7 protein-coding genes are annotated in these 6496 nt (G+C 75.7%); 5 read left to right on the forward strand and 2 right to left on the reverse strand.

The window, feature by feature from the left end:
• The first annotated feature begins 92 nt into the window (after positions 1 to 92).
• Positions 93 to 1382, forward strand: a complete 1290-nt coding sequence (locus tag ACPXCB_RS27695) for a cation:proton antiporter (protein WP_425878734.1) — start codon at positions 93 to 95, stop codon at positions 1380 to 1382.
• Positions 1383 to 1418: 36 nt separating this feature from the next.
• On the opposite strand, the gene ACPXCB_RS27700 is transcribed toward ACPXCB_RS27695, so the two are convergent.
• Entirely contained in the window at positions 1419 to 2360 is a 942-nt protein-coding gene (locus tag ACPXCB_RS27700) for an NAD(P)/FAD-dependent oxidoreductase (RefSeq protein ID WP_425878748.1), read from the reverse strand.
• A gap of 164 nt (positions 2361 to 2524) precedes the next feature.
• Here ACPXCB_RS27700 and ACPXCB_RS27705 point away from each other — a divergent pair, with 164 nt between their 5' ends.
• Positions 2525 to 2740 carry a DUF3072 domain-containing protein gene (locus ACPXCB_RS27705; RefSeq protein ID WP_132235944.1) on the forward strand — a complete coding sequence of 72 codons (216 nt, stop codon included), beginning with the start codon at positions 2525 to 2527 and terminating at the stop codon, positions 2738 to 2740.
• On the opposite strand, the gene ACPXCB_RS27710 is transcribed toward ACPXCB_RS27705, so the two are convergent.
• On the reverse strand, positions 2734 to 3249 hold the full coding sequence (locus tag ACPXCB_RS27710; protein WP_425878736.1) for a metallophosphoesterase family protein: 516 nt from the start codon (positions 3247 to 3249) through the stop codon (positions 2734 to 2736). The genes ACPXCB_RS27705 and ACPXCB_RS27710 overlap by 7 nt on opposite strands.
• A gap of 168 nt (positions 3250 to 3417) precedes the next feature.
• Here ACPXCB_RS27710 and ACPXCB_RS27715 point away from each other — a divergent pair, with 168 nt between their 5' ends.
• The 3 genes from ACPXCB_RS27715 to ACPXCB_RS27725 all read left to right on the forward strand — a co-directional run bounded on the left by ACPXCB_RS27715 (position 3418) and on the right by ACPXCB_RS27725 (position 6359).
• A complete protein-coding gene (locus ACPXCB_RS27715) occupies positions 3418 to 4797 on the forward strand; it encodes a glycoside hydrolase family 6 protein (protein WP_425878738.1) in 1380 nt (459 codons plus the stop codon).
• A gap of 115 nt (positions 4798 to 4912) precedes the next feature.
• Positions 4913 to 5722: a helix-turn-helix domain-containing protein gene (locus ACPXCB_RS27720; protein WP_425878740.1), complete on the forward strand. Its 810-nt coding sequence runs from the start codon at positions 4913 to 4915 to the stop codon at positions 5720 to 5722.
• 52 nt (positions 5723 to 5774) lie between these two features.
• On the forward strand, positions 5775 to 6359 hold the full coding sequence (locus ACPXCB_RS27725; protein ID WP_425878741.1) for a general stress protein: 585 nt from the start codon (positions 5775 to 5777) through the stop codon (positions 6357 to 6359).
• Positions 6360 to 6496: the final 137 nt, after the last annotated feature.

A 6496-nucleotide genomic window follows, 5' to 3' on the forward strand; every position in this document is an offset into this window, starting at 1 on the left:
CGTCGCTCCGAAGAGGAATACGAGAAGTCTTCCGGGGGCAAGGACTTGCACCACCTGCCCGCACGCCGTGGGCGAGGCGGAGAGGTGGGGTCGTGGAGCCGATGGACGTGGCGTTCGCGGTGGTCGGTCTGGGCGCGCTGCTGGCGGGGATCCTGCCCCGCGTGCTCGAACGTCGACCACTGTCCATGCCGATCGCCTTCCTCGGGCTGGGCATGCTGGTCTTCGTCCTCCCCGTCGGGCTGCCGAATCCGGACCCGCTCGCGCACCCGCAGATCGCCACCCACCTCACCGAGATCGGCGTCATCGTCGCGCTGATGGGTGCCGGGCTGAAGATCGACCGGCCGTTGAGCTGGGCCCGCTGGTCGTCGACCTGGCGGCTGTTGGCCATCGCCATGCCGCTGTGCATCGTGGCGGTGGCGCTGCTCGGCTGGTGGTGGGCCGGGCTGGTGCCGGCCGCCGCGTTGCTGCTGGGGGCGGCCCTCGCCCCGACCGATCCGGTGCTCGCCGCCGACGTGCAGGTCGGCGAGCCCACCGACGTCGAGGACTCCGAGGACGAGGTCCGCTTCGCCCTCACCTCCGAGGCCGGGCTGAACGACGGGCTGGCCTTCCCCTTCGTGTACGCGGCCATCGCCATCGCCACCACCAGCCTCGCCCCCGGCGACTGGCTGGGCCACTGGCTCGGCGTGGACGTGCTCTGGAAGGTCGCGGCCGGGGTGGCGGGCGGGTGGCTGGTCGGGTGGCTGCTCGGCAAGCTCTTCTTCCGGGCCCCGAGCAAGCTGCGGCTGGCCCGGCACTCGGAGGGCTTCCTCGCGCTGGCCGCGACCTTCCTGGCGTACGGGCTGGTGGAGGTCGTCAGCGGGTACGGCTTCCTGGCGGTCTTCGTGGCCGCGCGGGCGATCCGGGCCGCCGAACGCACCCATGAGTTCCACTCCGTGCTGCACGACTTCGCCGAGCAGGTGGAGCGGCTGCTCACCGTGCTGTTGCTGCTGCTCTTCGGCGGCGCCGTGGTGGGTGGCCTGCTGGGCCCGCTGACCTGGCCGGCCGCCGCGGTCGGCCTGGCGCTGGTCTTCGTGCTCCGCCCGCTGCTCGGCTGGTTGTCGCTGCGGGGGGCGCCCGGCCGACCGGCCGAGCACTGGGTGATCGCCCTGTTCGGCATCCGGGGCGTCGGCTCGTTCTTCTACATCGCGTACGCGACCGCGAAGACCGACTTCCCCCAGGCGGACCTGATCTGGGCGACCGTCGGCCTCGTGGTGATCGTGTCGGTGGTGGTGCACGGCATCGCGGCGACCCCGGTGATGCAGTTGCTGGACCGGGCGGGGGAACGCACGTCCGACCCGTCCGAACGCCGCCACGCCGGCGAGCCCGTCACCACCGGGGGTTGACCGCCCGGCCCGCCGGTGTGCGGAGGGGCCGCTTCCTCACCCTCCGCCCAGGCGGGTGACGAGGGCACGGCCGAGGTCGCGACCGGAGAGCCAGGCGCTCTGCACCCGGGGTGCGCCGAAGGCGTCACCGGCCAGCCCGACGCCGTCGGCGTCGAGGTGGTACGTCCCGCCGGGGCCGGCGGTGGGCTTCGCGTAAGTCCAGCGGTGCACGTGCACGTGCTCCGCTGCTTCGGGCAGCCCCAGCAGGTCCCGGACGGCCTCCTCGATCGCCCGGCCGGCCCCGGAGGGCTGGGCGAGGTGGCCGGCGGCGAACTCGGGCGTGGTGTGGGCGACCAGCACCGGCGCGTCGTCGCCGCGGCGGTCGCCGTCGTCGCAGACGAGGTTCAGCAGCGGGTGGTCGTTGACGAAGGCGCCCCGGAAGGTGGCCCACCGGCGGGCCGGGAAGCGCAGCACCCCGGCCAGGGACGGCGACCAGCGTTGGACCTGCGTGGCCCGGGTGGCGGCGGCCAGGGCCGGGTCGAGCAGCAGGGCCGCCTGCGGCCCCGGCATGGCGAGCGCCACCGCCTCGCAGGGCCGCCCGTCCACCACCGGCCCGGGCGCGACGCCGAGCACGAGCCGGTCCACGGTCACCGGCAGTTCCCGGGCCAGGTGCTCCACCAGCGTCCGCAGCCCCCGGGTCGCCGCCCAGCGCATCGGGCCGGGCGCCGCACGCCGGCCGTCGGCGCCGTACGCGACGAAGGTGTCGGTCCACTCGCGGGCCAGGCCGGCCGAGCGCCATCCCTCGGCCACCTCGGCGAAGTCCGGATCGCTGACCGTGAAGTAGGCGGCGCCGGTGTCGGCCGGCCGGCCGTCGAAGCGGCGGCTGGCCATCCGGCCGCCGGCCACCCGGGCGCGCTCGCGGATCTCCACCGGGATGCCGGCGCGGGCCAGTTCCGTCGCGCAGGCCACTCCGGCGATGCCCGCGCCGACCACCACCACGCCCGCCCGCTGCGCCGCCGTCATCCGGTGATCGTATGCGCGCCCGCGTCGCCCGGACGGCCGGAGACACGCCCGGCGCGTCCGGGCGTAGGACGCGCCTCAGGGCGGCATGGTTCGGCGCCGCACGGGGTATTGGCACGTCTGTTCGAAGGAAGGTGGAGACCATGACGGACCGCAGCAGCAGCCAGGCCAACCCGCAGGGCGCCATCAAGGACCCGGACGAGTGGGTCACCGGCGAGGAGCCGCCGACCGCCGCCCAGGAGTCCTACCTGGCGACCCTGGCCCGGGAGGCGGGCGAGGAGCCGCCGGAGGGCCTGACGAAGGCCGAGGCCTCCAAGCGGATCGACCAACTCCAGGAGGAGACCGGCCGCGGTCAGTGACCGGGCGGGCGGCGCGGTGGCAGGCGGTGCAGTTCGACCTCGTCGAGCCGTCCCGCCGCCACCCGCGCCGTCAGGTACGTGGCGTACGGCTGGGCCCGCCGGTCGGTGGGCGAGCCGGGGTTGAGCAGCCGCAGGCCGTCCGGGGCGAGGGTGTCCCAGGGGATGTGCGAGTGGCCGAAGACCAGCACGTCGGTGTCGGGGAAGCGGGCCGCGCAGCGGCTCTCCCGCCCGGCCTTCGGGCCGGTCTCGTGCACGACGGCGACCCGTAGCCCGTCGAGTTCCACCCGGGCGACCTCCGGCAGCCGGGCGCGCAGCGCCGGCCCGTCGTTGTTGCCGTACACCCCGACGAGGCGGCGGGCCCGGGCGGCGAGGGCGTCCAGCAGCGCCTCGTCGACCCAGTCCCCCGCGTGCAGCACCACGTCGGCGGCGTCGACCGCCGCCCAGAGGGGCTCCGGCAGGTCCCGGGCCCGCTTCGGCACGTGGGTGTCGGCGGTGATCACCAGACGCATCCCGCCATTCTCCCGCGGGCCGCGCGCTGGTGGTCGGCACGCCGGCCCGACGCCCCAAAAAGTCGCGACCTCGACGCGGACCCTTCACATCGCCGCAATCAGCACGTAGTTTGACGGCGATGCATGGGAGCGCTTCCAGCGGTGCTCCTCGATGGAATTGGAGATCCCGTGAGAAGCAGACCCGCACTCGCCGCGCTGAGCGCCGCGGCGGCGCTCACCGTCGCCGCCACCGTCACCGTCGGCATCGTCCGCGCACCCGCCGCGGTCGCCGCCGACTCGGCGTTCTACGTCGACCCGGCGACCGCCGCGGCGGCCTGGGTCGCCGCCAACCCCGGCGACCCCCGGGCCGCCGTGATCTCCGGCCGGATCGCGAACGTTCCCCAGGGCCGGTGGTTCACCCGGACCAACACCTCGACCGTACGGTCCGAGGTCGACGCCCTGGTCGGCGCGGCGGCGGCCGCCGGCAAGGTGCCGATCCTGGTCGTCTACAACATCCCGAACCGGGACTGCAGCGGCGCGAGCGGCGGCGGCGCCCCCGACCACGCCACGTACCGGCAGTGGGTCGACCAGGTCGCGGCCGGCCTGGCCGGGCGGCCGGCGACCATCGTCCTGGAACCCGACGTGCTGCCGCTGATGACCAGCTGCCAGAACGCGGCCCAGCAGGCCGAGACGAAGGCCTCCATGGCGTACGCCGGCAAGAAGCTCAAGGCGGGCTCGGCCGCCGCGAGGGTCTACTTCGACATCGGGCACTCCGGGTGGCTCGCCCCCGGCGAGGCCGCCTCCCGGCTGCTCGGCGCGGACGTCGCCAACAGCGCGGACGGCATCTCGCTCAACGTCTCCAACTACCGGCGCACCGCCGACGAGGTCGCCTACGCCAAGGCCGTGATCGCGGCGACCGGGGTGTCCCGGCTCAAGGCGGTCGTCGACACCAGCCGCAACGGCAACGGGCCGGCCGGCGCCGAGTGGTGCGACCCGGCCGGGCGGGCCATCGGCACCCCGAGCACCACCGCCACCGGCGACTCCGCCATCGACGCGTACCTGTGGGTGAAGCTGCCCGGCGAGGCCGACGGCTGCATCGCGCCGGCCGGCCAGTTCGTGCCGCAGCGGGCGTACGACCTGGCCCTGGCCGCCGGCCCTGCCCCCACCACCGCCCCGCCGACCACGGCCCCGCCCACGACGGCGCCCCCGACCACCGCCCCGCCCACGACGCCCCCGCCGAGCACTCCCCCGCCGACCGGCGGCTGCACGGTGTCGTACACCCCGAACTCGTGGTCCGGCGGCTTCACCGCCGAGCTGCGGGTGACCAACCACGGCGCCGCGCTCACCGGCTGGACCCTCACGTTCGCCCCCGGCGCCGGGGTCCGGCTGACCAACGGCTGGAACGGCGACTGGACCCAGTCGGGCGACCGGATCACCGTGCGCAACGCCGCCTGGAACGCCGGCCTGCCCACGGGCGGCACGGTCTCGCTCGGGTTCCAGGGCACCTGGCCGGGCGGCGCCCTGCCCACCCCGACCGGGTTCACCCTCAACGGCACCGCCTGCTCCTGACCACCGCGCCTCGCCCGTCCCGCACGGGGCGGGCGAGGCCCGGGGCCGTCCCGTGCGACGCGGCCTAGAATCGGCGCGTGGGCGTTGCCGTGGCGGCGCGGCCTAGAATCGGCGCGTGGGCGTGGCCGTGGCGGTGCAGGAGCGGCGGGCGCCGGTCGGGGCGCTGCTGCGGCAGTGGCGCAGGCGGCGCGGGCTCAGCCAGCTCGCCCTCGCGGTCGGGGCGGAGATCTCCACCCGGCACCTGAGCTTCGTGGAGACCGGGCGCTCCGCGCCGAGCCGGGAGATGGTCCTGCGGTTGGCCGAGCACCTCGACGTGCCGCTGCGCGACCGCAACCGGCTGCTGCTGGCCGCCGGGTACGCCCCCGTCTACTCCCACGCCCCGCTGGACTCCCCCGAGCTGCGACGGGTCCTCGACGCGGTACGCCGGGTGCTGCGGGCGCACGAGCCGTACCCGGCCGTCGCGGTGGACCGGCGCTGGAACCTGGTGACCGGCAACGCCACCCTGCCGCTGCTCACGGAGGGCGTCGCCGCGCACCTGCTCCGGCCGCCGGCCAACGCGCTGCGGCTGACGCTGCACCCCGAGGGCATGGCGCCCCGGATCGCCAACCTCGGCGAGTGGCGGGCCCACCTGCTCGGGCGGCTGCGCCGGCACCTGGGGCTGACCGACGATCCCGAGCTGGGCGCGCTGCACGACGAGCTGCGCGGCTACCCGGGCGGACCGGTCGAACCGGACGCGGGCCTGCCCCGCGCCGGGGACGTCGTCGTGCCCCTGCGACTGCGTCACCCGGGCGGCGAGCTGGCCTTCCTCAGCACCGTCTCGACCTTCGGCACCCCGCTGGACGTGACGGTCGAGGAGCTCTCCATCGAGTCCTTCTTCCCCGCCGACGAGGCCACCGCCACGTACCTGCGTGCCGACGCCCGCTGAGCGTTACCTCGCGACGGCGGCGGGAACGCGGGCGGTGACGAAGGAGGAACTCATGACCACACCGTCGAGTCCCACCTCGGCATGGCGGCCCGGGATGCCGGGCGGCGACACCCTCCCGTCCGGTCCGGCCGGCCGCCCGAGCGGCCCCGGTCACGACGGGCACGGCCCACAGACCGGTCCGCCCACCGTGACGATCGGGTCGTATCCGGACTATCCGTCCGCCCAGCGGGTCGTCGACTACCTGGCGGACAACCGGTTCCCGGTCGAACACAGCGCCATCGTCGGCACGAACCTCACCCTGGTCGAGACCGTGCTCGGCCGGATGACGACGGGGCGGGCGGCCCTGGCTGGTGCCGGCACGGGCGCCTGGTTCGGACTCTTCATCGGGCTGCTGTTCGGCATCTTCACCGCCGGCAACTGGGTCGCGGCGATCCTGGTCGGGCTCCTCGTCGGCGCGATCTGGGGAGCGGTGTTCGGCGCGGTCGCGCACGCGATGACCGGCGGGCGGCGCGACTTCACCTCGGCCAGCTCGCTGCGCGCCGGCCAGTACGCCGTGCTCGTGGACGCGCAGTTCGCCGAGCAGGCGCGTCAGCTGCTCGGCCGGATGCACATGGCGGCCTCAACGCCCGCCCGCTGAGGCTCTCGCCGGGGTCGCCCGCCGGCCGCGACCGCCCCGGGCCGCCCCTCGTCCGGCAGCCGGGGGGGGGGGGGGGGGGGGGGGGGGGGGGGGGGGGGGGGGGGGGGGGGGGGGGGGGGGGGGGGGGGGGGGGGGGG

The organism is Micromonospora sp. DT62 (assembly GCF_049847285.1).
In the GTDB taxonomy this organism is placed as follows: Bacteria; Actinomycetota; Actinomycetes; order Mycobacteriales; family Micromonosporaceae; genus Micromonospora; species Micromonospora reichwaldensis.